General features: G+C 43.8%; 25 protein-coding genes, 1 pseudogene and 1 riboswitch. Of the genes and pseudogenes, 3 read left to right on the top strand and 23 right to left on the bottom strand.

Annotated elements, in window-relative coordinates; all coding sequences use genetic code 11:
* Window positions 1-183: 183 nt before the first annotated feature.
* The 4 genes from DESHY_RS06630 to DESHY_RS06615 all read right to left on the bottom strand — a co-directional run bounded on the left by DESHY_RS06630 (window position 184) and on the right by DESHY_RS06615 (window position 4303).
* Complete coding sequence (locus DESHY_RS06630) at window positions 184-1704, bottom strand: sensor histidine kinase (RefSeq protein WP_008411405.1); 1521 nt, start codon at window positions 1702-1704, stop codon at window positions 184-186.
* A complete protein-coding gene (locus DESHY_RS06625) occupies window positions 1701-2384 on the bottom strand; it encodes a response regulator transcription factor (protein ID WP_008411404.1) in 684 nt (227 codons plus the stop codon). The genes DESHY_RS06630 and DESHY_RS06625 overlap by 4 nt, the downstream gene beginning before the upstream one ends.
* 15 nt (window positions 2385-2399) lie before the next feature.
* Window positions 2400-3578 (bottom strand): SAM-dependent methyltransferase, encoded by a 1179-nt coding sequence (locus tag DESHY_RS06620; protein ID WP_008411403.1) that lies wholly within the window; start codon window positions 3576-3578, stop codon window positions 2400-2402.
* 47 nt (window positions 3579-3625) lie between these two features.
* Window positions 3626-3684: riboswitch (Fluoride riboswitch) on the bottom strand.
* 88 nt (window positions 3685-3772) lie between these two features.
* A complete protein-coding gene (locus DESHY_RS06615; protein WP_008411402.1) occupies window positions 3773-4303 on the bottom strand; it encodes a Fis family transcriptional regulator in 531 nt (176 codons plus the stop codon).
* Window positions 4304-4565: 262 nt separating this feature from the next.
* On the opposite strand from DESHY_RS06615, the gene DESHY_RS06610 reads away from it, so the two are divergent.
* Window positions 4566-5198 carry a flavodoxin family protein gene (locus tag DESHY_RS06610; protein ID WP_008411400.1) on the top strand — a complete coding sequence of 211 codons (633 nt, stop codon included), beginning with the start codon at window positions 4566-4568 and terminating at the stop codon, window positions 5196-5198.
* A gap of 44 nt (window positions 5199-5242) precedes the next feature.
* Here the strand turns inward: DESHY_RS06610 and DESHY_RS14115 are convergent, their stop codons facing one another.
* The 11 genes from DESHY_RS14115 to DESHY_RS06565 all read right to left on the bottom strand — a co-directional run bounded on the left by DESHY_RS14115 (window position 5243) and on the right by DESHY_RS06565 (window position 16938).
* Window positions 5243-5509, bottom strand: a complete 267-nt coding sequence (locus DESHY_RS14115) for a hypothetical protein (RefSeq protein WP_162470936.1) — start codon at window positions 5507-5509, stop codon at window positions 5243-5245.
* Between the two features lie 77 nt (window positions 5510-5586).
* A complete protein-coding gene (locus tag DESHY_RS06605; RefSeq protein WP_072866215.1) occupies window positions 5587-7695 on the bottom strand; it encodes an ATP-dependent helicase in 2109 nt (702 codons plus the stop codon).
* 120 nt (window positions 7696-7815) lie between these two features.
* Window positions 7816-9003: an ABC transporter permease gene (locus tag DESHY_RS06600; RefSeq protein WP_008411398.1), complete on the bottom strand. Its 1188-nt coding sequence runs from the start codon at window positions 9001-9003 to the stop codon at window positions 7816-7818.
* A gap of 4 nt (window positions 9004-9007) precedes the next feature.
* Complete coding sequence (locus DESHY_RS06595) at window positions 9008-9715, bottom strand: ABC transporter ATP-binding protein (protein ID WP_048817954.1); 708 nt, start codon at window positions 9713-9715, stop codon at window positions 9008-9010.
* Complete coding sequence (locus DESHY_RS14010) at window positions 9699-9875, bottom strand: hypothetical protein (protein WP_008411396.1); 177 nt, start codon at window positions 9873-9875, stop codon at window positions 9699-9701. The genes DESHY_RS06595 and DESHY_RS14010 overlap by 17 nt, the downstream gene beginning before the upstream one ends.
* An 81-nt stretch (window positions 9876-9956) precedes the next feature.
* Complete coding sequence (istB, locus tag DESHY_RS06590) at window positions 9957-10724, bottom strand: IS21-like element helper ATPase IstB (RefSeq protein WP_008409491.1); 768 nt, start codon at window positions 10722-10724, stop codon at window positions 9957-9959.
* Window positions 10721-11944, bottom strand: a complete 1224-nt coding sequence (istA, locus tag DESHY_RS06585) for an IS21 family transposase (RefSeq protein ID WP_008409807.1) — start codon at window positions 11942-11944, stop codon at window positions 10721-10723. The genes istB and istA overlap by 4 nt, the downstream gene beginning before the upstream one ends.
* A gap of 89 nt (window positions 11945-12033) precedes the next feature.
* Window positions 12034-13161, bottom strand: a complete 1128-nt coding sequence (locus tag DESHY_RS06580) for an HlyD family secretion protein (RefSeq protein WP_008411395.1) — start codon at window positions 13159-13161, stop codon at window positions 12034-12036.
* Window positions 13162-13491: 330 nt separating this feature from the next.
* Complete coding sequence (locus DESHY_RS06575) at window positions 13492-14175, bottom strand: ABC transporter ATP-binding protein (RefSeq protein ID WP_008411393.1); 684 nt, start codon at window positions 14173-14175, stop codon at window positions 13492-13494.
* The gene (locus DESHY_RS06570; protein ID WP_008411389.1) at window positions 14176-15819 is read right to left on the bottom strand and encodes an ABC transporter permease; all 1644 of its coding nucleotides are present in this window, start codon (window positions 15817-15819) and stop codon (window positions 14176-14178) included.
* Between the two features lie 51 nt (window positions 15820-15870).
* The gene (locus DESHY_RS06565; RefSeq protein WP_008411388.1) at window positions 15871-16938 is read right to left on the bottom strand and encodes a Fe(3+) ABC transporter substrate-binding protein; all 1068 of its coding nucleotides are present in this window, start codon (window positions 16936-16938) and stop codon (window positions 15871-15873) included.
* Window positions 16939-17754: 816 nt separating this feature from the next.
* Between DESHY_RS06565 and DESHY_RS06560 the strand changes: the two genes are divergently transcribed.
* Together DESHY_RS06560 and DESHY_RS06555 are read left to right on the top strand one after the other, a co-directional pair.
* A complete protein-coding gene (locus DESHY_RS06560) occupies window positions 17755-18435 on the top strand; it encodes a TVP38/TMEM64 family protein (protein ID WP_008411385.1) in 681 nt (226 codons plus the stop codon).
* Window positions 18436-18668: 233 nt separating this feature from the next.
* Complete coding sequence (locus tag DESHY_RS06555; RefSeq protein ID WP_008411033.1) at window positions 18669-19841, top strand: ISL3 family transposase; 1173 nt, start codon at window positions 18669-18671, stop codon at window positions 19839-19841.
* 112 nt (window positions 19842-19953) lie between these two features.
* On the opposite strand, the gene DESHY_RS06550 is transcribed toward DESHY_RS06555, so the two are convergent.
* The 8 genes and pseudogenes from DESHY_RS06550 to DESHY_RS06515 all read right to left on the bottom strand — a co-directional run bounded on the left by DESHY_RS06550 (window position 19954) and on the right by DESHY_RS06515 (window position 24283).
* Window positions 19954-21300 carry a 4Fe-4S binding protein gene (locus DESHY_RS06550; RefSeq protein ID WP_008411384.1) on the bottom strand — a complete coding sequence of 449 codons (1347 nt, stop codon included), beginning with the start codon at window positions 21298-21300 and terminating at the stop codon, window positions 19954-19956.
* A 5-nt stretch (window positions 21301-21305) separates the two neighbouring features.
* Window positions 21306-21662, bottom strand: coding sequence for a hypothetical protein (locus DESHY_RS13890; protein WP_143147851.1), 357 nt, complete (start codon window positions 21660-21662; stop codon window positions 21306-21308).
* A 651-nt stretch (window positions 21663-22313) separates the two neighbouring features.
* Window positions 22314-22538: a hypothetical protein gene (locus tag DESHY_RS13585; protein WP_008411382.1), complete on the bottom strand. Its 225-nt coding sequence runs from the start codon at window positions 22536-22538 to the stop codon at window positions 22314-22316.
* Window positions 22535-22747, bottom strand: coding sequence for an IS3 family transposase (locus tag DESHY_RS14865; protein ID WP_008411381.1), 213 nt, complete (start codon window positions 22745-22747; stop codon window positions 22535-22537). The genes DESHY_RS13585 and DESHY_RS14865 overlap by 4 nt, the downstream gene beginning before the upstream one ends.
* Before the next feature lie 50 nt (window positions 22748-22797).
* A pseudogene (locus DESHY_RS06530) lies at window positions 22798-23070 on the bottom strand (transposase); the annotation flags it as partial.
* A gap of 99 nt (window positions 23071-23169) precedes the next feature.
* On the bottom strand, window positions 23170-23421 hold the full coding sequence (locus DESHY_RS06525; RefSeq protein ID WP_008411380.1) for a TfoX/Sxy family protein: 252 nt from the start codon (window positions 23419-23421) through the stop codon (window positions 23170-23172).
* A 14-nt stretch (window positions 23422-23435) separates the two neighbouring features.
* The gene (locus DESHY_RS06520; protein ID WP_008411379.1) at window positions 23436-23681 is read right to left on the bottom strand and encodes a zinc ribbon domain-containing protein; all 246 of its coding nucleotides are present in this window, start codon (window positions 23679-23681) and stop codon (window positions 23436-23438) included.
* Window positions 23678-24283 (bottom strand): TetR/AcrR family transcriptional regulator, encoded by a 606-nt coding sequence (locus tag DESHY_RS06515; RefSeq protein ID WP_008411378.1) that lies wholly within the window; start codon window positions 24281-24283, stop codon window positions 23678-23680. The genes DESHY_RS06520 and DESHY_RS06515 overlap by 4 nt, the downstream gene beginning before the upstream one ends.
* Between the last annotated feature and the right edge of the window lie 14 nt (window positions 24284-24297).

The following is a 24297-nucleotide window of genomic DNA, read 5'->3' as shown; positions in this document are numbered from 1 at the left end:
GGTGCCTCCTACATATTAACTTTTACTTATCATGGTAACTTTGCCGGCTGAATCGTTCCTTAAAGGTAACTGAACATTTCTTGAGTATTGGCTGAAGATATGCTGAAAGATGCTTTATAAGCGCAACGGCACTGGCACACAGCAACCTGTGCGCCAATGCCGTTTTCAGTCATATATAATCAGTTAGGCCGGCAGCCGGACATGAAATGTACAGCCGGCCCCCTCCTGGCTGGTAACGCCAATGGTTCCTCCATGAGCTTCGACAATTGATTTGGTAATGGATAAGCCCAGCCCGGCCCCCCCATACCTGCGGGTGCGGGAGGTATCAATACGGTAAAAACGGTCAAAAATGCGGGACAGGTGGCGGTCGCTAATGCCCGGCCCGTTATCCTGTACAGTTAACAGCACACCGTCAGCCTGCTTGGCTAATGATAATACTATCCGGCCTTTTTCCGGGTCGGTGTGCTGCACTGCATTATGAAACAGGTTCAAAATAACTTGTTTGATTTTATCCGCATTAAACCGGCACTTGACATCCGGCGCAACCTGCAGGTCCAGCCGGCGGCTGCCGGCCAGCAAACGCAGCTGCGGTTCCATTTCCCGGATTACCTCATCCAGCAAACCATCGGCAAGTTCCAGCCGGGGTGTACGATCCAGTTTGGCCAGCAGCAGCAAATCCTGCACCAGTTTATTGAGGCGTTCCGATTCGCCGTACATGCTTTTTAACGCCCTGTGCAGTTGCTCCGGCTGATTGGCTGCGCCGCGCAGCAGCACTTCTAAAAAACCGTGAATAGAGGTTAACGGGGTACGCAGTTCGTGGGAGGCATCTGCTATAAAACGCCGCATTTGTTCCTTGGTCTGCCGTTCTGCCGCAAAGGAAGCCTCCAACCGTTCCAGCATACCGTTAAAAGATTCCGCCAAACGGTCAATCTCCAGTTGCCCCTGCTGTTTGGGAAAACGCTTGGTCAGGTTGCCTGCATCAATTTGTTCGGCAATATCCACCATATTAAATAAGGGAACCAGCGTTTTTTTAATTATTGGCGAAAAACTTAGCAAACCTACCAGCAGGGCAAGCATGGAAAGGAATAAAAAGGTGAATAACTGGCGGATAAGCAGCTCTTTCAGGGGGCCGGTTAAAGTGCTTGCCTGGACAACACCCAGAAGCTGCCCGTGATCAAACACCGGCTGCCATACCACCAGTTGTTCGGCACCGCCTGAGCTAACTATTTTATAGTACGGCTCCGGTTTTTTATTCACCAATTCCCGCCGTTCTGTTCTGTCCTTGGCTGCTCCCTCGACGCCGGTTATCAGGTCAGGCAGGGATTTGTTTTTTAAAACAGCCATGTATTCCTGAATATCAACTTGCGGCGGCCGGCCTCGCCCGTGCGATAAAATCACATAGTTGCCTCCGGTATCAATAAAGGCCAGCGACGCTTCGGGAATAAAGAAACGCTGCGGCCGCCCGGCCTCATCATTCAGGCTGCCGGCGGGATGTTCCCAAAGGAAGCGAGGAATTGACATGATCTGGCTCTGCAGGCTGACAGCTTTGTTGCGGTAAATTACTTCCTTCATAAAAAGATACTGCAGCAGCCCGATCAGCACAAGCAAACCGGCCAGGATTAACAACGACCGCAGCAACAGCTGCGAACGCAGGGAATCAGGGGTAAAGGCTGCGTTGAACGCTGCTTTTAATTTCTGCTTCATGGTAAATCAACCCGGTAGCCTGACCCCCGCAGCGTTCTGATTAACCGGTGGTCTTTGTCGTGTAATTTATCCCGTAAAGATCTGATATACACTTCAACAATATTTTCTTCACCTGCAAAATCGTATCCCCATACTTTATCCAGGATAGTGGTTTTGCTTAATACCAGGCCATGATTAAGGACTAAAAATTTAAGCAGCTCATATTCTGTGGGGGACAATTCCAAAACCCGGTTCTCATACCTGATTTCTTTACGGCGGTCGTCAATATGAAAGGGCCCGATAACCACTTCGCCAAATAAATGGGGAAACTGGTTGCGAATCCGGGCGTGAATTCTGGCCAGCAGTTCCTTAAAACTAAAGGGTTTAACCATGTAATCGTCCGCCCCGAGATTAAGGCCCTTCACCCGATCATCCACTTCATCCCGGGCGGTTAGCATAATGACCGCCACATTGTCCATTTTTTTAATCATGCGGCACACCTCAAAGCCATCCATGCCGGGCATCATCACATCCAAAATAACCACCTGGGGCTGAAACTGCTGCATCAACGTAATGGCAGTCATGCCGTCCTGGGCTGTTTGTACGGCAAAACCTTCATTCTGCAGGCCCAGTTCTAAAAAGTGCAGTATGTTGGGTTCATCGTCCACTATTAATATTTTGATGCCCTTTAATTGTTGCATAATCCACCTACCACCTTATGCATAAATAAAACCATAATCCATGGGCAGGTTGTTATTTAACCCCTTGCTGAACAGCAGCTGGTAAATATCCAACCCGGAAACCCTGAAAGAGGCGGCACACCCCCTTAAATACAGGCTCCACATGCGAACAAACCGTTCATCAAACTTCTCCCGCACCTTAGCAACGCAACGGCTGAAATTATTATACCAGTGATCAAGGGTTTTGGCATAATGCAAGCGTAAGCTTTCAGCATGCAGCAGGTGAAACCGGTATAAAGGCAACAGCCAGATAATCTCCCGCAGCGAAGGTATATAGCCGCCGGGGAAAATATATTTTTCCATCCAATCATTAACCGGCTCTTCGGTCATGCCGGTAATAGTGTGCAAGAGGGATAAGCCGCCCGGCACCAGCAGTTTGTTTACTTGTTCCATATACCTGGGCAGGTTATCCCTGCCCACATGTTCAAACATGCCCACGCTGACAATTTTATCAAATTGCTGCTCTTGTTCGGAAAGATCCTGGTAACTGGCCAGCCTAATTTCTACCTGGCCGGCCAAGCCCAGTTCCTTCACCCGCCGGCCGGCTGCCGCATACTGCTGGTCACTTAGTGTAATGCCCAGGGCCCGCACTCCATACTGTTGCGCCGCCCGGATGACCAGCCAGCCCCAACCGCAACCTATATCCAGCAGCCGTTCGCCGGGTTTCAGTTGAAGTTTTTTCAGGGTGTGGTCAATTTTATTAATTTGTGCCTGGTACAGGGTATCATCAGGATTTTTAAAATAAGCACAAGAATAACTTAATGTTTCATCCAGCCAGAGACTGAAAAAATCATTTCCCAGATCATAATGGTGTTCAATATTTTGCTTTTGTTGCCGCTTAGCGGTGACCGACTGGATAAATCCGGTAATTTTTCCCGTCAGGCCCGCCGGTTTGAGTAATTCTTTATTTTCCTCGATGATGCGGATTATCTCGGTGAATTCCCCCGTAAAGTCCCAATACCCGTCCATATAGGCTTCCCCCAGGGACAGCAGAGGTTTATCCAAGTTAAATGTTGTGTCGAGGGGTTTATGAAAGATGAAGCTGACAACCGGGGGACCCTGGCCATACCGGCACGTCTCCCCGTCCCAGAAGGTAACGGTAAAATTCCCTCCTTTAAACCGCTCAAACAGGCCCTTCATCCTTTCTTTGGTCATTGTTGATACCCCCTTTGCCTAAATTAAAACTCCTACCCCGGTTCGCACAAGGGGTAGGAGTCATCAGCTTGAACAGCGTTAGGCGAACTCCATCGCCATTCACTTTTTATTTAATTATATCATAAGGGGGAATCTATCCTGCCAACTTTCCTTCCCGTTATTTCGACTGATATTGCTAAATCCTGCCCCAACTTTTATTCAGCATTTTCGTTATTCACAGGCGGCCGTTGGGGTTTAGGCATTTTTTGACGAAACTGCTCCATGGTCAGGCCGTGGTCAGTGATAATTTGCTGCAGCTTTTTGCCCGCCTGCAGTTCTGACTTTAATTGGTCAGCCGTAATGCCAAGCACACCGGCGGCATCTTTAAGGAAGTTATCGTTTTGTGTTAAATCTCCCTTGTCATGCCGGGGACCGCCAAAATGAAAGCCAAACCCGAAACCCTTTTGCGACAGCATCACATTGGCCTGCTCCTGAGTTATTTTGCCCTGCTGCACGGCTTCTTGAATCATCTGCTTTTTTGTAGCTTCCAGGGCGGCTGTCACCTTATCCTCACTCACCCCCAGGTTTTGCGCAAAATCAGCAATAAACTCCTGATAAAACTGTTCCCTGGACTGCTCCGGTGTCGTTTTGGCGTTGGAGTCGGCAAAGGCCACGCCGGTAACCGCGCCGGCTAAAAGCATGCCTCCCACCGCAAGACCGGTAATCTTTTTCCCTAATTTGAACATACTTAACACCTCTCCTTGGTTATTGATTTTGCATCTGTCATTATCATAGGCCATTAAGTTGAAAATAGCCTGAATGCTGCCTGAGGATCGCCTTAAAGCCCCCTTAATGTTTGCTTAACCGGGCGATGCCTTAAAAAAACCGGCAGCGTGCAGCGCGGGTAAGTTGACTTACCTTAAAGTGCATACTTGCCACTGTTCGGATAATTAACTATACTTTCATCTAAACAATAACAATAATTTTTTATTTAAGGAGGCATACATTATGAAAGTTGTAGCTTTTAACGGCAGCCCGCATAAAAACGGAAACACTTATCATGCCATTAAGCTGGTAGCAGATGAGCTGGAAAAAGAAGGCATCCAAACGGAAATTATTCAGGTGGGCAACAAAACCATTAAAGGTTGTACTGCATGTGGTCAATGCGTAAAAAACAAAGATGAAAAATGTATTATTGCTGATGAGGTTAATGAATGGATTCAAAAAATGAAAGAAGCGGACGGTATAATTTTGGGGTCACCTGTTCACTATTCCGCCATTGCCGGCACCATGAAAGCATTTTTGGACAGGGCTTTTTATGTTGCCAGCGTTAACAACGGCCTGCTACGGCACAAAGTCGGTGCAGCGGTGGTTGCCGTAAGACGTTCCGGCGGGCTGCCTACCTTTGACCAGCTAAATAATTATCTTCATTATTCCGAAATGTTCCTGCCCACTTCAAATTATTGGAATGTCATTCATGGCACCAAACCCGGCGAAGCAGTGCAGGATGAAGAAGGTGTACAAATCATGCGGGTGCTTGGTAGAAATATGGCGTGGCTTTTAAAAGTAATTGAAGGCGGCAAGCAAACCATCAAACCTCCGGAAAGAGAGGCTAAAACATTTATGAATTTTATCCGCTAAGGGTAAGCCGCCGCACTAGCGAGCCTTAATCCCGACCTGGGACATTAGAAAGGGGCAGCGGAAAAATACACTGCCCCAGACTGTAGACAAAGGCTGCAAAACAATGTCAAGGTGGTTTGCTGATCCCCTGCCGGCGACTTGTCGAAGCACCGGTCACAGCACTTGATGAGCGAAGGGGCCATTGGGGTGGCGCCCACAGGACGTGGGCGCCAGCCGAACCGGGCCAGGAGGGCCCGTTTGAGGCGACCCCAATGGCCGCCGTAGCGAATCATAGTGCTGTCGGTGCGTAGACCGGAGCCAAAGGGGATCATAAACCACCGATAACCTTTGTCGACACGCTGGGGCAGCGGAAAAATACGCTGCCCCTTTCCCGTTAACCCATAAGAGGTTATAAAATGCGGATTAAATTATTCTCAACACAAACGCTGTACAGTAAATCTTTAACCTGCCCGTTTTCAAAACCAACCCGCAGGGTATCCTTACCCATGTTAACCGAAAGAACCTTGCCTACGCCAAATTTTTTGTGGTCAACAAACATCCCGGCCGCCGGTGGTTTTGACACCGGTTGTGCTTGGGTTGCCGCTGCTCTATCCGCCGGCTGCAGGATTTGCCTGACTTCCTTAACAAAGCGCGATTCCTGCACCTGCTCCTGCTGATAATTTTCTACGGTTAACAAAAACAACTCCCGGGCGGCCCTGGTCATGCCTACATAAAATAATCTTCTTTCTTCTTCCAGGCTGTCCTGGTTGCCCTTTTTAATACTTTCCGCCCCGGGGATTACCCCTTCCACCAAATCAATCAGGTATACCCGCTGAAACTCCAACCCTTTAGCAGAATGCATCGTGGTCAGTGTGACGGCATTACGGCCCCGATTATTTTGGGCCTCCGCCATAATTTTTTCCAGCTCCTTCAAGCGACCGGCAAATTCCTGGTGGCCCGGCAAGCCGCCGGCAATATGTTCCAGGTTAGCCAGGATGCTTTTCACATTATCGAAAGAATAGCCTAAATTATTGCAGATCCTTTCGGCACTTTCCTCATACTTCATTTCTTGCCTGATAAACCGGATAGCCCACTGGGGAGACAGCTTGTTTAACTGGTTAAAATACTTTTGCAGCTTTAAAAATCCCCGGGCTTTTTTACTGTCACCGGCATAACGCTCGGCCAGAACGGTTAAGCAGATACCCGTTTCACCCAACCCTTTTAAAAAAGTCAGGTCATCCTTAGAAATGAAGGGATTCAGTTTGGTGTGAATCCTCTCCAGGACAGCGGTGCTTTTGTCATTATAAGAAAAGCGCAGAAAATTCAGCACGTCCTCTACCACCCAGTGGTTAAAAAAGCGGTTTTTAAAATCCCTGAGGTAAAAAGGAATACCCCGCTGTTCCAGTTTATTAATCAGACCGATGGCCGAAGCATTGTTACGGTAAATAATTGCCTTCTGCGATAGATCGCCGGCGCCGGACAGTTGCCGGACAAGATATTCCCACTGCTCACCTTCATGTTTAAACTTGCACACGTGCACCGGTTTGTGGCCGGCGTTGCGGGTAAACATTTCTTTGGCATAGCGCTTTTGATTGGCTTTAATGAACCGGTTGGTTAAGTTGACTATTTCCTGAGACGACCGGAAATTCTCTGTCATGGCTATAACTTTAGCCCCGGGATAGGTTTGCTTAAACTCCAGCAGATACCGGGGCGCTGCCCCGCGGAAGCCGTAGATGGCCTGGTCTTCATCCCCCACCATAAATAAATTGTCATGGGGCCTGGCTATTTTCTCAATAATTTTATGTTGTATCAGAGATGTGTCCTGACTCTCGTCTGTCATGATGTAACGGTATTGATTTTGGTAAAAAGCCAACAGACCCGTTTCTTTTTCTAAAATATCGTGGGCCAGCGTGAGCATGTCATCAAAATCCAGCAGGACAGTTGGGGCATTACTGGTTTTCTTGTACTGTTCATAAGCAAGATATATTTCTTTCAAATGATTTATTTTAAAATCCAGCTTATCTATGTCTGCCAGGGGAAGCATGGCATTTTTTACATAGCCGATGGCATTGGCCAACTCCTCCAGCTTTTCTTCGCTCACCACAGCGGCATAAAACCTCTGGCAGATGCTTTTTAATACGGCGCTTTTACTGTTGAATCCCGTTTCATTTTCAATAACCTTAAAGGGCCGTTGCCGGCGCCTGAAATAATTTGCCACCACCTGATAAGCAAAACTGTGTATGGTAGAAAATCGGATCGGCTGCCTGATCCACCGGCCAAACAGGTTTAGAAACCTGGCTTCCATATCCCTGGCGGCTGCCCGGCTAAAGGTAAGGGCCAGTATTTGCCGGGGATCCGCTTGATGCTCTAATAACAGGTAAGCAATGCGTAAATTTAAGACAGTGGTTTTACCCGCCCCGGGTGTTGCTAACAGGAGCAGCGGCCCGTCTTTGTGCAGCACCGCCTGCTGTTGACTACTGTTTAAACTAATGCCGGTTTCTTTTTTTACCCATGCCAAAAAAGGATGCTCTTGCCGGCAGGATAACCTTCCATCATCCACTGTCCAAACACCTCTGCAGCATTTTATATACCCAATATTATAGTTTAAATGCCGTGATTAAAACAGTGACAGGATGTATTATTCTCTGCGCAAGGCCGTGATTGGGTCTAATTGAGATGCTTTGTTGGCCGGATAAAGACCGAAAAATATGCCAATTACCGCAGAAAACAGGAAAGCCGGCAGAACCACCCACCATGAAACCAGGGGCGGCAGTTTGAGAAAAAAGGAAATGACAGCAGCCCCGCCGCAGCCGACGGCAATGCCAAACAGTCCGCCCACCGAACATAATACAACCGCTTCAATTAAAAACTGCAGCAGAATGTCTTTCCGGCCGGCCCCCAGGGCCATACGAATACCAATTTCCCTGGTGCGCTCGGTAACCGATACCAGCATAATATTCATTACCCCAATGCCGCCAACCAAAAGGGAGATGCCGGCTATGCAGCTGATCACCAGACCAATAATGGTGGTTACCCTATTTACGGTTTGCATCTCCTGTTCCATACTGTAGACCGCATAATGTCCCGGAGCGTTATGCCGCCGTTCCAGAATTGTTTTAGTCCGGTCCATGGCCTGATAAACCTGTTCCTTGGCAACGGCACTGCCAAACAGAAAATTAATATACTGCCACTGGGAACTGCCCTCCATAAAGGAGATGGGAACATAGGCATAATTATCCGGGCTTAAACCGGGTAAGGCCGACTCGGTTTTCTTAATGATACCGATCACTACGGCAGGTTTTCCCTGCACCAACACCCGCTGTCCGACCGGGTTTTGGGAACCAAAGAGTTCATCGGCCAGCAGTTCATCCAAAACTACTACCCGCCTGCCTGCCGCCTCATCCTCCTCACTGAAAAACCTGCCCTGTAATATTTGCACCTTGCGGATATGCTGATAATCCGAGCCGGTACCGATAATTTGGGTGTTTTTTTTGCCGGTATCGCTTCTGATCAGACCGCTGTTGTATTTCATCGGGGTCAGGTATTTAACCTCCGGCACTAATTTTTTAATCACGGCAATATCCGTCTTTGTATAGTCACCGGGTTTGGTATACTCGCCTTCTTTATAGTTAGAATATACTTGAAAGAGATTGGTGCCGAAACTCTCCATTTCTTTTATAATTATGGTTTTGCCCGCCTCTCCGATGGCAATAACCAGAATAACAGCGGCAATCCCCACGACAATGCCCAGGGTGGTTAAGCAAGACCTTAATTTATTATGGCGAATTCCCTCCAGAGCCAGCAGAATAAACTCTTTCAGATTCACAAGCTCACCTCGTTTTTTCAGAGGAAACAATACGATTTTCCACCAATTCGTCGCTTATTAGGCGCCCATCTTTAAATCGCAATATTCTTTCGGCGTACCGGGCGATATCCGGCTCATGGGTAACCAGTACAATGGTTGCACCCTCCCGGTGCAATTGCTGGAAGATGGCCATAATTTCTTCCCCGGTTTGGGTGTCCAGGGCGCCGGTTGGTTCGTCCGCCATAATGACAGCCGGTTTATTAACCAGGGCCCGGGCAATGGCTACCCTTTGATTTTGACCTCCGGAAAGTTCATGCGGCCGGTGATGCACCCGATCTCCCAGACCCACCCTTTGCAAAGCAAGAAGGGCCCGCCGGGTGCGCTCCTTTGGCTTAATGCCTGCATAAAGCATGGGCAATTCGACATTTTTTAAGGCCGTAAGACCGGGGATTAAATTAAATGCCTGGAAAACAAAACCTAATTTTTGATTGCGAAGCACGGCCAGTTGGTTTTTATTCAGGGCTGACACTTCTTTCCCCTCTAAGATGTAAGTCCCTTCGGTGGCGGTATCCAGTAAACCCAGCAGGTTCATAAAAGTTGACTTGCCGGACCCCGACGGACCCATCACCGCCACAAATTCACCTTTTTGCACAGACACGGTTATGCCTTTTAAGGCTTGCACCGCCACCGTACCCGTATGATAAATCTTTGTTAAATTACTTACCTTGATCATGTTTCTCACCTGCGGCAACTTTTTGACCGTCCCGCAACGTGCCGGGCGGATTTAAAACAATTTCCTCTCCCTCTTGCAGTCCGGCTAATACCACGTCGTATAATTCATTGCCTTTTACAGTCTTGATTTGCCGCTGCTTGGCAACACCTTTTTCCACCACATAAACATACTGTCAACGCCGACTTTATTTTGACCCACCATCGCCGGTTTAGAATTGACCCACCCGGCGATTTTTTGTTGGTTAGGTGGTAGAGGGGGAGCCGTAGGCTCCAGTCCTCATCTTCTCACGAAGTCGGTAACTATTCCCCCTAATATTGACGATGTGGGAATGGTGTAAGAGCCGATCCAGGATAGCCGTAGCAAGTATCGGATCGCCCATCAGTTCCCCCCATTCACCGAAACTCTTGTTGCTGGTCAACAGAATACTCCCTCTCTCGTATCTTGCACTTACTACCTGGAAAAAGAGGTTAGCTGCCAAACTGTCAAACGGTAAGTAACCAATTTCGTCAATAATCAGGAGCTTTGGTCGAATATAGATGCGTAGGCGTTTATCCAGCCTGTTTTCCGTGTAAGCTTTTCGCAGATCTTCGATGAGTTGCGAGAGACTGACAAAGTAAACGGATATCCCTTGCGAGATGGCTTCTACAGCCAACGCCACCGCCAGATGACTTTTTCCTACTCCGGGAGGCCCTAAGAACAAGACATTCTCGTGTCGGGTTACAAAAGTCATCGTGGCCAGCTCTCGAATCAACCGTTCGTCAATGCTGGGTTGGAAAGCAAAATCGAACTCCTCCAGCGTTTTTCGGTAAGGCAAGTGTGCGAGTTTGGTGCGTACCTCCATATTCCGTTTTTGACGTTCCGCTATCTCTGCATCTAGAAGCATGTTGAGAAAGGACAGATAGGTGGGCTGTCCATGACTTGCCGCTTCCAAATGGGCATCCAAGAGTAGAGCCGCTTGCTGAAGCCCAAGTTCCTCGAGACGTAGCCGTGCTTGTTCCAGTTCAATCATGCTCCCACCCCCGTCAGCTGCTCATAGACATCCAGCGAACGCACTTCCACTTGCTGCGATGAAATCTGTCGGGCTTGCGGACGTGGATAGGCATATCCTTGAGCAGTCGTAAGACCTGCATACTGGTTTTCACAAAAAACAGTTGCACGGGATCGATAGACCTTTTGGTGTCGAGCAATACATGTGCCGTCGGCCCAGATTTCCACCCACCCATTCACTTCTCGCACGGTACCCTCACGTCCACTGTACCTCCATGGAACCCCATATCGTACACCATCGTAGCTAACAAATCCGTCTCGGCTGACCTGTCTTGGTTCATGCAAGTATTTTTCCCATCGTTCAGCTGAAGGGATAGGCGACAGATTTTCCTCACGGAGTCGGTCGATGGGACGTTCGCCGGTTGTTCCATGAATACGGCGGTTAATCCGCTCGCACCAGTGTAGGGCTTGTTGATTGAGATCCTGTAAATCAACGAAGCGTTTGCCAGGAAGAAAGTTGTTTTTTACGTATTGAACGCCTCGTTCCACTTTTCCCTTTGTTTCGGGGCGTCGAACTTTGCATACTTTTGGAACAAGCCCAATCGCTGCAGCAAAGTCGGCAAAAAGCGGATGCCAGCGAGGTTTTCGATCATCTCCCATGCCCAGTACGACGGTTTTCATCTGGTCGGTCAGCATTACCTTTGGGATGCCCCCAAAATATTCAAAAGCATGAATCAAGCAACGAAGAAAGCTGTGAATGTCACAACGCTTAGTGAACTCTATATAGGTGGAACGAGAGTACCCCAATACCATGACAAATACCGGCACTTTTCGGACTGTACCGTCCAAATCTACGTAATCACACAGTCCCCAGTCGACCTGTGCATATTCACCAGGTTTCGTCTCGTAACGAAGAACAGCGGGAACTTGTTTGGGAGGACGGAAGTCCTTCACATAGTCTTTCAAGATGGTACGTCCCCCGGTATACCCCTTTTCTCGTAGAAGATCGAATAAAACCTCGCAGTTATAGATACCTTCTTGAAGACGTTCCTGCAGGAACGGTTTATACGGATCAAGCTTGGAACCACGAGATTTACGGGTTCCCTTTTCGGGGGAGAATTCACCCCGGAGATATCGGCGAACTGTATTTCGAGAATGCCCCGTTAGACGGGCAATTTCACGAATACTCTTGCCTTCTGCCCTCATGGTATGTAACGATATCACTATCCCACTCCTTAGCATGTGTCTCCCTCCGAAGATTAACTTGGCCGTTAATTACGAAGGGGATATATTCGCTAAGGGTGGGTCATTTTCTTTCCGGCGAACCTGGGTCAATTATATCCCGGCGGTGACACATACTTTTCCCCGTTCTTGGTCACCAGGGCTTCAAAGGGCACTGTCAAACATTTTTTCTTGGCCATGGTAATAATGTTTACTTCCACTGTATATCCGGGTTTTAACCCGCTGATATCTCCCTTCAATTGAATGGTTACAGGTACACTGATAACGTTGCTATTGTTATTGTTTTCAGAAACAGCCACAGCGGCCACCCGGCTGACCTCCCCGGCAAATTCTCTTTCCGGGAGGGATGCACAAGTAATTTTTACCGGTTGTCCCACTTGCAAATTGCCGGCGTCAATTTCGTTAATGCCGGCGGTTACCTCGAGTTTCCTGTCGTTACCCACCACCAGCAGGCGGGTACCTTCCAGCACCCGGTTTCCTTTTTCCGCTCCCACAAACAGTACCACCCCGTCATGGTTAGCCACAAAGGTGGCCAGTTCCAGCCGTTCTTTGGCCTGGTTAACTTCTTGCACCGCTAAATCCACCTGGGCTTTTAAGGCAGCCGCCTCTTTAGCTGCGGCGCCTTGCTGCAGTTTGACCAGGGCCTCCCGGCCAGCCACCTCGGCCTGCGCCAAATCTGCTTTGGCTTGTTCCAATTCTTCTATGGTTACAGCCCCGGCACTGTATAAAAGAGAAATGCGGTCCAGTTTGTTTTTAGCCTTTTGGTAGGCCGCATCGGCAGCATTGAAATTCAATTGATCATTGGTGGCTCTTGCCCTGACCAAATTTGCCTCCAAACCCGCCAACCTGGCTACCGCCTGCTGGTAAAGCCGCCCCAGTTCTTGGGTATCCAGGCGTCCCAACACCTGCCCCTGGCTGACCCTGTCTCCTACTTTAACGGATAATTCCATTAACGTACTGTCCACCGGGGTGAAAAACTCTTGTTTTTCTGCCGCCTCTAACCGGCCGCTGGACATAACGCTCTGTTCAATAAACCTTTTTTCCGCCTTTGCCGTTTGCACCACAAGACCGCCGTTTGTACGGTTGAACGTCATCAGCACGGAGGCCATCACCAGCAGCAAACCAAGGCCCAGCGTAATTTTCACCCGGCGGGGCCAACCTTTTATGTGCTTCAATTTGACAAACCTGCCCGCTTCTTCGACCCGTTGTATCTCCAATGCACGACCCTCCATTATAAAAACACTTAAATGTAAGACGAATATTGTCTACAAAACATTTCGCCGTTGGTAAAAATTTTTTGCATTTTCAGAAACAGAGTTATTTAATAAGCCAGAAAATTTAAAACCCGGTCTAGCAGTTACCGGGTCTTTTTTACTAAGGCCGTTGGCCTGAGATGACGTCTTTTGCTGTTGGATTTTGTCAAAAAATTCTCCCCTCAAAGCCGCTGCTTTTCATTAACAGGAATGCACGTTTTACACTAAGGAAGAATCTTATAAGCAAATCACCGCCAGTCTAATTATTAGAAATTTTTGATTCCTGTTAAATTTTTATCCGGTACCGTATTCTTCTTTTGTTTTCACTTTAAGCACCGTCCCCTTATGTAAATAAACCACCCTGTCGGCTAAAGATATTGCATCCTCTTGGTCATGTGTTACAAAAATTGAGGTAATACCTACATCTTTAATTATTCTCTTTAATTCATCTCGAATTTTGCATCTTAAATCTGCGTCTAAATTGCTGAACGGTTCATCTAATAGCAAGACCGCCGGCTTAGGTGCCAGGGCCCTGGCCAGTGCAACCCTTTGTTGTTGACCACCGCTTAATTCATAAGGATAACGGTCTCTAAATTCTTCAAGATTTACCAGTGTTAAAACTTCTTTCAAGCGTTTAGTCCGTTCTTTCCTGTCAAGCTTTGCCAAACCATAGATAATGTTTTTTTCCACAGTCATGTGAGGGAATAGGGCATAATCTTGGAACACCATACCTACGCCACGATTTTCTGGATTAACGTAGGTATTATTATCAAACATAACCTTATTATCAATTACTATGGTACCACTGCAAGGTTTTTCGAGACCGGCAAGTAATCTAAGGATTGTGCTTTTACCACTGCCGCTTTGACCTAAAATAGCAATAATTTCACCTCTGGAAATGCTCAGATTTACCTTATTAATGGTTGACAGCTGAGAATTTTTATATTTAAAAATCAGGTCCCTAATCTCTACATACATTTAGTTATCCTCCTTACTTTCAACGCCATTTATAAAATATATAGAAATAAGACTTATTACAATTATTATCATAGAAGGAATAGCTGCTTCTTGAATCATCTCATCACTAGCATATTGAAAAACTTTTGTCGTCAGGGTGTCAAAGTTAAAAGGTCTTAAAAGTAAGGTTAAAGGTAATTCCTTAATAACCTCAACAAAGACTAAAACACAACTGGTTAAAACGGCAGGCTTAATCATAGGTAGGTCTACTCTAAAAAATGTTTCAGTTTTATTTACCCCTAATGTTCTAGAAGCTTCAAAAAACTTATTTCCAATCTTTTCAAAACCAGATTGAATAGAGTTAAAACCCATTGCTAAAAATCTTACAACATATGAAAAGATAAGCATAAGGATACTTGTACTGAGAACTAATTTTGCAGAATTTGAATTAACCATTTTATATATGCCATATAGCTGATTATCTAAAAATATAAACCAGGCTAAAATTCCTATTGCAATAACCGCGCCTGGAACAGAATAGCCAACCACGGTAATTTTTGCATATATTTTAGATAAAACATGATCGTTAATTCTGCAATAATTTGCAATTATTACAGATATAATGACCACCGATAGGGTAGTAATTAAGGCAACAGTTAATGAGTTAATTATTAGAAGCCAAAAGGAGTTATTTAAAGTACTCTTATAGGTAAGAAAAGACCAGTATAATAGTTGCAAAGTAGGAATCAAAAAACTAAAAGAAAAAATTAACATGCAGTAACCAAAGGCAAGTATTTTGTTTATTCCAGTGAGTGGTTGCGGGGAAATAGGTCTGACTTTGGCACTGGTATAACTATATTTTTTCCTTCCCCTTAAAACTCTTTCAAGAATTAATATGGTAAGAACAATGAACATTAGGGAGGAAGATAGTTTTATTGCAGAATTTACATCACCCATAGCAAACCAGGTCTTAAATATTGCTGTACTAAAGGTCTGAATACCAAAATACTGCACAACCCCAAAATCATTTAATACTTCTAATACGACTAAACTTACCGAACCAATAATTGCCCCCCTTAAACAGGGCAATATCACTGTAAAGAAAATCTCAATTGGTTTTCTGCCCAACAACCTAGCAGATTCAATGAGTGAAGCCGATTGTTTTTCTAAGAAAGATCTAGTGATGGTATATACGTAGGGAAATAGAAATAAGGTAAATATAAAAGTAGCCCCTTCTATATTCATAATGTCAAAGTATTTTGGATTAGCTTGAATATTAAAATAATTTCTTAAAGATACTTGGACAATGCCTGTATAACTTATCAAACCACTATATGTGTATGCCGCTATATTGGGAGGTATTGCTAATGGCAAAACAAATGCCCACTTAAAAAAATCTCTTAAAGGAAAAGAATATACACTAATTAAACAAGATAAACTTGTACCTATTAAAACAGTAAAAATACTTGTAAATAGCACTAGCTTCAAAGAATTTAAAATATAATCTTTCAATAAGTAATCTTTTATATGTTGCCAATTCTCATTAGCCGGTAAAAATAAGTTAATAAATATATGGAAACCAGGAATTACAATCAATGCTATGAACAAAAAACTCAGTACTGACCAAATATCCAAATGGGGTTTTATCTTATTTAAAATCCTCAACTTTCAAACACTTCCTTTAAATGGTTAGCAGCCCTTTGCAGGGCTGCTACTTTATTTCCAACCAACTTCGTTAAAGATTTTGACTGCTTTTTGATTGTATTCACCTAACAAAGTGAGATTTATGTTTTGTGATTTAAAATCTCCCCAAGATTTTAATAGCTCAGAAGGTTCCACATTAGGATTGACTGGGTATTCAAAATTGGCTTCAGCAAACTGTTTTTGTGCCTTTTCACCGGATAAAAATTCCATTAGCTTAATGGCATTTTCTTTGTTTTTAGCGTATTTTACTAACCCTACCCCGCTAACATTGATGTGAGTACCTGAAGTATCTTGGTTAGGGAAGAAAACTCCAACCTTTTCTGCCACTTTTACTTCTTCCGGATCGGAGGATTTAAGCATCTTTCCAATATAGTAGGTATTCATGATGGCAATATCGCCTTCCCCTGCGACGATTGCTTTAGCCTGGTCTCTGTCATTACCCTTTGGCTCTCTGGCCATATTCGCTACTAAACCTTTCGCCCACTCTTTTGCTTTATCCTCGCCGTTAAGAGCAATAAAGGAGGCCAGTAGAGATTGGTTGTAAATATTATTAGATGACCTTACCAATATTTTGCCTTTCCATTTAGGATCTGTTAAATCTTCATATGTAGATAATTGGGAGGTGTTTACCCTGTCTTTGGAGTAAACGATAACCCTGGCTCTAACAGTTAAGCCAAACCATTCGTTATCCTTATCTCTTAAGTTTTCCGGAATATTTTTAAAGAGAGTTTCACTTGATGCGGGTTGTAATAGTCCTTTCTCTTTTGCCCGGTACAATCTTCCGGCATCAGCAGTTATCAATAAATCTGCTTTGGTATCCTTATCTTCCCTGGCCAGTCTCTCTATTAATTCATCGGATTCTGCTTTAACTACATTTACTTTAATCCCGGTCTCCTTGGCAAATAAATCAAATAACTCCTGATCAGTGTCATAGTGTCTGTCGGTGTAGAGATTTATTACTCCGCTGTCCTTGCTGTTAACTTGATTGCTTGCTGTGCTGTCCTTTGAGGTTGAACAACCGGAAAGAGCAAGCATTGCAAAAATAAGTAAAAAGCCTATTGTTACTTTAATGTTCTTCATGTTTTACACCTCTTTATAACCTTAAGTTTTCATTAATTTACTTTTTCTCTCTTATAAAATTGCTTACTTTTCAAAAAAGCCAAGCATGGATTAAAATAGAAAAAGGCTTTTTGCTTATACATGGCGATGGTAACCCATTATTCTCAAGACAGCAAAACCATCATGCTGCTGACAGGTCAAAATTTCCAAACCTTTCCCATACTTGATTTAATTTCTTATTTTGGGTACAATTCACTCAGATTACCTCCGATATTTTTTGCTTGGATTCTGTTGGCCGACAGTCCTTCCAAATTGTATCGTGAGGTTTTCTTTTTTTCTGTTTCATTTTTTGCCAATATGTTTGGGACCCGTTTCAATAATAAGTCGCGGTAATTTGCCGCCGCTAAAGCAACTGGATTATTTAACTTTACATTAATGTTAATTTTTAGTTACCACCCCTCAGCGGATTTTATTGATATTGATTTTCAATATCACTTATTTAAGTATATGAATTCCTACTAAATTTGTCAACTAAGAAAGAAAAACTATTATCTGTGTAGGTACTCTTGACCGCTGCCAAGGTAGCCTTTATTATGCTGATAGACAACCTGGACAAAGTTCCCCGGGCTATTTCACTCAGTTACAAGACACCGGCGGTAATCAAGCAAAACAACGGGTTCTACCAACGGCAATAATGTTTTAGCAATAGGTTAGCTTCTACCGGTATTTGGGATTCTGTGCCGGCAGCTATCGTACATAAAGATAAGTGGAATAATCGCAATCATTAGTAAGCCTGCTGTTCAAGGCTAATGTTTAAAATGTAAAGGAGATTGGTTTTTGAAGAAATATCTATTACCAGCTATTTCTTTTATTGCCCTTACTGCCATAGCCACCGGTCTCTGGCGGCAAGATTTAATAAACATTATCAAGGCTGCCGGTTCCGGTGATGTACAAACCGCGGCCCAAATTATCCAAGATGCCGGTGCCACCGCCATTCTGATCAGCATAGTCATAAACGTGGCTATCAGCTTGGCAGGGGTCATTCCCTCGGTCTTTTTAACCGGAGCAAATATGTTGGTTTTCGGCCTGTATGGTGGGTTCCTGATATCCTGGGCCGGGGAAGTTGTCGGAGCGGCCATTTCCTTCCTTTTATACAGGTGGGGTGCTAAATCCGTTGCCAAACTTTCCACCGATCAGTGGAAACTATCTAAAACGGTAAGTTCTTTACCTGGAACTAAGCAAGTTTATTTCCTTACTGTTTTACGCATGGCACCCTTTATTCCTTCGGGCCTTATCAACCTGTTCGGAGCAATAACTACCGTTTCATTTGCAAATTTTATAATAGCTACCACCGCAGGAAAGCTGCCTGCCTTGATACTGGAAACAGCCTTTAGCTATAACCTGGTAACGCTGAGCAAAAATTATCTTAACCTGGGCATTAGCATTCTGGTTGCCGTGTTATTATACTTTGGTGTAAAAATAGAGTTGAACAGGCTTCGAAAAAAACATCAGGAATAAAATATTGCTGTCGACCTGATATCACTGGTTTAACTATATATTTTCCCCCATTACAATAATATTTCTATTTAATCTTGTCCATTGCTTGTCGGGACGGGTGTATTATATATATAGTAATTTTTGTTTTATATTAAGGCTCTAAAATAAATGTTGGGGTGACAGGAAAAAGAAAAGCATTTGGTCGAATACCTTAGTCGCCAAACCAAACCCTCAAAGAGGAGGTATTCTTCCAAATGCAATTTCAGTCTATCAGAAATTTTATTAATTTGAAAGATGTTATTATTAGCAATGTTGAGCATTTTGACAGCCACTCTGAAATCTCTCTATCAATGCCCGTTAGACCCCATAAGTGCCCTGCTTGTGGGACATTAACTAAATCTATCCATGACTACCGAACTCAAAAGATTAAGGATATTCCCTGGCTAAATAAACCCCTTTACTTAATATATCGCAAGCGACGATATAACTGCCGTAAATGTAACAAGAAGTTTTACGAACAAGTTGACTTTATCGGTAAATATCAAAGAATGACTAAACGACTGATTATGGCCGTTGTGGATAGGCTCCGCTCAAACTCCAGTATGTGCTCTGTCGCTGATGATTTTTCTCTCTCTCCATGTACTATCACTAGAATCTTTGATTACCTATCCTATAGCCTTAAGGAATTGCCTACTGTCCTCTCTATTGATGAGTTTAAAGGCACTACTGACAAAGGTAAATACCATTGCATTCTGGCTGATCCCATTAGTTCCAAAGTCCTTGACATCCTTGAAAGCCGTACCCAGGATTATCTGGTTAGCTACTTTAAAAAGTTTAATAATCTCGATAAGGTTAAGTATGTTGTTATTGATATGTGGGGCCCTTATAAGCGGGCTGCCGAACTGGTTTTTCCTAACGCTACGATTGTTATTGATCGCTTTCACTACGTCAGAAACTGCATTTGGGCTATTGATAAGGTCAGAAAACGTGTTCAGCAGTCTTTACCTTATGAAAAACGCCGATTTTTAAAATTCAGCCGTAGACTCCTTCTCTCAAGACCCGATAAGTTAAGCGATGATTCTAAAATCAAATTGGCCAACATCCTTCGTTTTAATGATGAACTTAGAGTTTCTTATCTTTTGAAAGAACAGTTCATGGATTTTGTAAAGGCAAGTTCCTCTGTTGAAGCAGAATCAAAACTTAACCGGTGGCTAAATCTCGTTAAACAACATAAAATCAAAGAATTTTACTACCTGGCTAATACAATCGTAAACTGGAAAACTGAAATTCTAAATTCATTTGATGTCCCTTACTCAAATGGGTGTATTGAAGGCTACAACAACAAAATTAAAGTCATCAAGCGTAATGCTTTTGGTTTTAGAAATTTTAATAGATTCCGCTCACGTATTCTTCACTGCTGCGCTTAATTTTGGACATAAAAATATGGCGACAGGTATCCGTAGACACCTGTCACCCCAACATTTGACATAGAGCCTATATTAAAAACAGGCTACCCTGGTGGGTAACCTGTCTTTGAGTTTACATTCTATGAGCCATCGGTAATAGGAACAGGTAAACGTTGAAGGCTACAAGGGCCAAGGTAAGGATTGTATAAGGAATCACAGTACCTATAACTTCTTGCCCTTTGTAGTTCGACTTGGCAATACGGTAAGCCGCATAGATGGAGGCAAATGTACCCAACGCCAGTAATAAATACTGCAGGAATACAATTGTTTCCATACCCACCAGGGCGGCAGATGCTCCTTCATTTTTGATACCGAACAGCGCCAAACCTGTGAATAATAGAGACTTTCCTTCTGCCAACAGGTGGAACAAGTTATGAGCCATATGACCGGCAAAATCCAGTGGAATCAACGCATAACCAAATTTAGTAAAATTCATTAAGGCATTATCAGAGTTCTTTAGGGATGCAAGCCAACTAGTTAGGTATAGAGTAAGTGCCGGGATAGCCATTGCAATAATAAAGGCAACGGTGAAAATTATGTCTGTATTATTGGTGCTTAACACGCTACCAATCCACTGTTGAATATCAGTCCATACTTCCAGCATGGTTATGTTCTGAACGAAAACAATACCCATGATAACAATGGCCAGGAAAGATTCCTCCAACTTGGGTTTACGGATAAACCACAGTTCTTTAGTAGGAATTCTTGCAGAAACGGTGATGGAATCATTGGGACAGTTTTTTACACAATCACCACAGAAGTTGCAGCGCGCACTGTTGTCCATAGTTTTGGGAAATTCAAACATAGGACAGCCGGGAGCTTTTTCAGTGCCTTTGTAGCAGGCTGATACGTTACACTTGGCGCAGATTTCTGGTGTTCCCCGCAGTTCTAAAGCACCGGCACGGGAATAGTTGCCTGCCAGCCCTCCGATGAAACATAGGTAACGGCACCAGGTTCTTCTTTCAAAGAATGCTCCAGCCACTATAACACCGGTAGTAAGCATAAGGAGCAGCACACCGGAACCCCGGGGGGATTCTACAATACCCCAAATATGATCTGCCCATGTAATGAGGATAAACAATGCATCAATAATCCAGATACCATACTTTTTTAAAAACTTGGGCACCGGCCGCTTATTACCAACAAACTTCTGTACCAAATCACTTACGGTGGCAAAGGGACAGATCGCGCACCAGAAACGACCGACCAATAGGAAAATCAGCGGAATAATAGGCCACCACAAAACCCAGGTCATGGCAGTACCAAAGTTATCGTGTGCTACAGGAATGCCGACTAATAACTCATGCATGATAACAGCAAACACAATCAAAGTAGGCCATTGAAAAATTCCGGGATACCACTTGCTTTTCAATATATTTTTAAGTAATTGACTACCTTTTTGTTGACTCAACCAGTTCACCCCATTTAAGCCTTTGTTTTCAGTAAAGCAGCAGCAAGTATCACCAATAAGTTAAAGGCACCAAAACCATAAATTACTGGCCAGTTAGGAGGAGTGTCGGGATCTTGAGGTGCCCTCCCGTGACCTCCGCTACCGGAATTATGTCCACCGCTGTCACCTGAGTCGTGGCTACTTTCACTTGCATCGTGAACACTTCCACGAGAGTCATGGCTGCTCCCAATAGATTCATGACTTCCGTCTTGAGAGCCATGGTCACCTCCTGTATTTCCTTCGTGCCCACTTGCCGAACTATCATGGGTCATGTTCTCCATATTATTCATATCATGTTCATTTGTTTGACTAGGTTCGCTCATGGTATTCATATCATGGCCTCTATGGGGATCCTCATGTTCCCCTGCTGCCAAGGCACCACTTGTTAAGGGACCTGCCATAAGTATTAAGGCTAGAATAATTCCGAATATACCAAACCATTTTGACCTCATATCTTTTCACCCTTTTAAATCCATTTTCTTTTTGTTCACCAAAAAATGTTTTTTACGGTACCTGGACATTCATTCCAGAAATATAAAATGTTCTTCTGTGTAATAATACCGAACAATTTTTACAAGACTGTCACAAAAATAACACGTTTTTGTGATATTTAAACTAAAAGGCCTTGCGGCGTCCCCCGTTAAATAGACACATAAAACACAAGTATTGCTTCCTGTTTCATAGAATTGCTTAATATTTCGTTAGCCTGTCAAGATATTCTGGTAGTAACCTGGCCACCGTTCTTGACTCCATGTGCTAATTTAAAATTACCCGACCGACGGATATACGCCAAAATATGGTTACCTCGGTCGGGTCTATTCAGTCTAGCACATGAAGTCAAGAATCTTCGCTTCGCTCCGACCGCAGGCGGCGGTTACCTGTTGTGGATAGTGGTAATTTTCCCCCCTTCCTCTGGAAACCGCCTGTTTATAATCTTTGTGAAGTGTCCGATGACAAGTATTCATTAATTCTGATGCCTTAAGCTACCATCGCTGCAGAGTAATATTCCTTATTTTTTGACCACATAAATCCATCACCCCAGCTATATAAAGCCAGCCTTCTTCTATCCATAGATAGGTTATGTCGCTGACCATTTTCATATTGGGTTTTTCTGCTAAAAATTGACGGTTTAAAATGTTCTCCGCCACTGGCAGGTGATGGTTTGAATTTGTTGTTGCCTTATATTTTTTAGCTACCTTTGATCTCAAGCCTCCTGTTTCATAAGTCGCTCTACACGCTTATGATTAACTAATTTACCTTTACGTCGGAGTTCCTTGGTAATTTTACGAGAACCATAAGTTTGCTTTGTCTTATGTATAGACTTTATTTCTTCCTTGAGCACTTCATTTTCTGTGTCTCTTGTACTTTTCGGGCGATTCTCCCATGCATAATAACCACTTCGTGAAACACCAAGCATTTCGCACAGCTTCAATTTACAGCGGTTAGCTCTGATGAATTCAAACCTCTTTACTTCAGGTTCTTCGCGAAGTAAGCTGCCGCCTTTTTTAAGATTTCATTTTCCTCCCGGAGATCCCGAATCTGGCGCTCAAGCTTTTTAATTAACTCGTCATCTGGACTTAATTTCCCGCTACCTGGGAAGGGAACGTTAGGCTTCTCACGAAATTTTTTTAACCAACCATGCAGCGTGTTAGTGTTTACACCTAATTCTTTTGCAACCGAGGCTATGGAACCTTCAGAGGATTCTACCCGTTTAATGGCTTCCATTTTGAATTCTGAACTATATTGCTTTGTCTTTTATGACCCCTTTCAACTTCTATTATACTTGTGTTTCTAATGTCCATCAAAAGGGGTACGGGCCACTTGCATTTTTGTTCCTCCTCATAAGTTTTTATAAAATTCCTTTAATTCACGCTTTGTGCTTTCCGGCAATAAACTGTCTTTAATACCGTCTATTGCTCCCTGCAGGCCGTAAAGCATATGCAGACAAGCACCAGGATCGATCATTCTTATGCGTAAAAATGCTTCCTTGCTGCCCATTTCTCTTAGTTGCTCTTCAGTAAAAATCCCGATTTCATTAAGATTTTTCTCCAAAACTTTACCTACATTAGGTAGTTTAGTTAATTCTCCCATACACAACCCTTCTTTTAATCAAAATATTTTTTCCATGCCGGCAATTTGCGCATCATGTCTTCAGCAATTTTTCGGGCAACGCTTTCATCGAATCCCTGTGTCCTTACGATAAATTTTGTTAGGTTCTCTTCCTTTTCTTCAAAAGACTGCATTTCTCCGTCGGGACGCGAACAGTGTACACAATAATCCTTACTCGGATCGTTTGCCGCGAAGTCCGAAATGTCCTCCATAGGCATGCCACAAGCAATACATGTTTTCATTCATATACCTTCCTTTCGTTTTTAATTAAATTTAAATATGTAGATAGTAATTCCGAACCGTACCTTTTAATAACTGACTCATTAGAATCTGAGAAAAAATCTTTGTTCAGTAGATAATAGTGAACCAGTCCTAGCCATATATTAAACAGCATATGTACAGGGAGCTTTTTAACCATTCCTTTTTCTATCTCGCGTTCAATGACACTGCTGAAATGAAAGGCTACAGTAGATTGAATAATTGCAAAAGTGTTTTTTGCTTCATTAGGTAATCTGTTTTTTTCTGAAATTAATCTGGAATAAATTGTTTCGTATTCTTTCAAGACCTTCAAATGTTCTTTTAATAGATTCTCTACACTGTCACATTTTTTTGCAAGTACATGCAGGCTTGCACCCATTTTATCTCCAAAGTCTGACAGCAAACTAATTAGTAGATCATTCATTGTTGGAAAATGGGCAAATATTGAACCGTGTGAGACCCCTGCCTCTTTTGCGATAATGCTTGACGGAACAGAAAAACCTTTTTCTGAGAAAACTATGTAAGCAGTTTCAATGATTTTTTTACGAGTATTTATTTTTTGAATCTGTCGTGTAGAAACTTTCATAACTTATAGATCGT

It is taken from the genome of Desulforamulus hydrothermalis Lam5 = DSM 18033, from assembly GCF_000315365.1.
Lineage (GTDB): Bacteria > Bacillota > Desulfotomaculia > Desulfotomaculales > Desulfotomaculaceae > Desulfotomaculum > Desulfotomaculum hydrothermale.
The sequence above is the reverse complement of the archived record's forward strand: the minus strand, read 5'-3'. Positions and strand labels throughout refer to the sequence as shown.